The organism is Dysgonomonas reticulitermitis, from assembly GCF_054601275.1.
The window spans coordinates 1-2,702 of record NZ_BAAHWU010000105.1; the positions used below are offsets into that span (position 1 = coordinate 1).

At 47.7% G+C, this 2,702-nt stretch carries 1 protein-coding gene; it reads right to left on the reverse strand.

The window, feature by feature from the left end; all coding sequences use genetic code 11:
- Positions 1-776: 776 nt before the first annotated feature.
- On the reverse strand, positions 777-2,612 hold the full coding sequence (locus tag ACYPZI_RS15770; RefSeq protein WP_459603302.1) for a DNA topoisomerase: 1,836 nt from the start codon (positions 2,610-2,612) through the stop codon (positions 777-779).
- Positions 2,613-2,702: the final 90 nt, after the last annotated feature.

Here is a 2,702-nt window from a genome sequence, read left to right on the forward strand (position 1 = left end):
CGTAATTTTATCGTTGGTAAGTAAGCTCATATATTTGTTTAATTTATTGATTATCAACTATAAAGATACAAAATTATTTCTTACTTACCAACTTTCTTATTGATTTTCTTAAACGGAACTCAGGTTTTTAAATGATTAATCTGTTATGCAGGGAAATTCCCTTTTCCGGGCAAAAAACATCGCCCTGCCGGGCTTGTCAGGGTTTTCGCGGGAAATACAAGCCGGGCGCAGCCAGATCTGGAGATTTCCCGCGAAACCGCGCAGCGGCCCGACCTTGACAAGGCCGGGACAGGCAGGGCGATACATTTGCCCACAGAAAAGGGGACTTCCGTCAGGAGTGGTCGGAAGATTTCAATATATCATATATTATTGTTTATCAATTCAATAGTTTATAATCAGGTAGGTAAATATATTTTATGACACTGAGATACACGAGCAGACACGGAGAAACACTGAGTTTTTTCAGTCTCAGTGAACCTCAGTGTCTGCTCAGTGGTACTCAGTACAACTGTTTTTTTCTGATAAAATAAGTTGTAATTAACTGATAGTTAATACTATAAAATCTTCCGACCACTCCTGGACTTCCGTCCCCTCCGATTCTCACTAAACTAAATTATCATTCATACAGCATTTATGCAGTTTCCATACAGATAAGTACGTTCTGTCCGATTATTTTATATCATCCATTATTTGTAAGCATCCTGTATCCGGATGTTTTCAGTTTTTACAGTTTCAATAATATGAATTACACTTGCAGACATACTTAGATGATTATATTATACCGTCCTTTTCTTCCTTTTTCCATGTGCAGGATTTGGCTGCTCCGACTTGGGCGCGGGCTTTTTAAGCAGGCTCAGGGAAAGTATCTCTTCCGTCGCCTGCCTGGTGAAGATTTTAAATGTAGTCATAAATGTATCCGCAGCTTGCTTACCTTTGCCAATGTCAGTGAGCATCCTTTCCCAGCCTCCGGCCTGCTGTATATCGGCAATCCGCATATCTTTCAGGCAGTTATAGACGACCTGCCCCTTTTCCGTGGGTACCAGGCATTGTCCCCGCCGCTCGATATAGCCGCAGGAGATAAGCGATTCGATAACAGGAGCACGGGTTGCCGCCGCTCCAAGCGCCGAATCTACCATTGCTTCCAGCAGACTTGCCTCGGTGTAAAGCGGACGGGGCATGGTTTTCCTTGTAAGCAAGTTCCATCCGGAGATGCGGACGGTTCCGCCTTCCGTAAATACAGGAAAGGCGTCGTTTTCCCCGGCTTCGTCCTGCTTACGGTCTTCTTCGCGGCTTCGTATGGAACGCCAGCCGGGAGCGGTAACTTTTGATTGCTCCGATACAAGCGTCAGGCTGCCCATAGTAGCCTCCACCCGTGTAAATTCCAGTTGGCAGTCCGGGGCGAAGGCTTCCATCGTCCTTTCCGCAATCATCCCGTAGATTATCTTATCCTCCTTCGGCAGGTATCCTTGATAAACGCCTGTGGGGATCAGGGCATGGTGTATCGCCGGAAGATTGCTGTTACTTCTTACGCTGCCGCGGTTCAGGCTTTCCATACTCAAGACATCCGGCTTGCCTGCCAGTCCGCTGTAAGCGGCCGTCTGCCGCAGGATTTTGGGAATGGAGGAAAACACATCTCCGTGAATCTGGCGGGAATCTGTCAAGGGATGGGATATAAGCTTGTCTTCGTATAGCTTTCGCGCTATTTCCATTGTCTTATGAACGGGAAAGCCGTAGCGGATGTTGGCTTCCCTCTGAAGCGAAACCATGTCGTATAGCTGTGGCGCGGGTTGAATCCTGTTATGTTTCTCAACCTTTGTGATTCGCGCCGTATGGAAGGCTTTCAGGTGTTCGTAGATTTTCTCCGCCTTCCGCCTGCTTTTCAGGGCTACGGGAAGCATAAAGCTCCGGAGCTGGCCGTCTTTCTCAAGTGTTACGCGAAGCTCGTGGAAGCAAACGGGAACAAATTCGCGGTATTCCCTGTAAGGCCTGCATACCATCGCCAGTACCGGTACTTCCAGCCTTCCGAGCGGACTGCCCGCCAGTCCGGCAGCCAGGCTAAAGGCACGGATCGCGTTAACGCTTATTAAAAAGTCCGCCTTTGCCCGGCAATCCGCCATCGCGTGGAGGCTGTTATATACAGCGCCTTCCTTCAGTCTCCTGAATCCTTCCCTGATGGCTCCGGTAGTCAAAGAGTCCAACCATAGCCGCTTGAATGGCTTTTTACATTCAAGATACGAATAGATACGCCGGAATGCCAGTTCGCCTGCCTCCCCCGCGTCTGTCGCCACAACGATGCTTTCGCATTCGTCGAAAATGTTCTTTACTACATTCAGGTGTTTGACGGCGGCCTTGTCCGTAACCTGCTTCCTTTGGGATTTCTTTTTGCGGACAGCGGGTGTAAGCGTTTCGGGAATATAGGGCAGACTGTCTTTTGCAAGGCGGTGTTTACCGTAATCCTCCGGCGGTGAAAGGGAAACGAGCGTCCCGTCCACCCAAGCTACTATATAACCGCGTCCCCGGAAATATCCGGCGTCCCCGGTGTCCATATCCATATTCAATACCGGGGCAATCTGCTTGGCGACAGTTATATTGTCTGTTATAATCGCTATCATGTTATTCAGTGATAAATTATGAGTTATAAGTTATGAGTTTGTTCAAATTGACTGCGTCAATTTGATAGTAATCGATGAAATCAATTTTAA

What these genes read in the sequence shown, in the direction of transcription:
- ACYPZI_RS15770 (WP_459603302.1), bottom strand. Translation starts at nt 2,612, where the DNA reads ATGATAGCGATTATAACAGACAATATAACTGTCGCCAAGCAGATTGCC.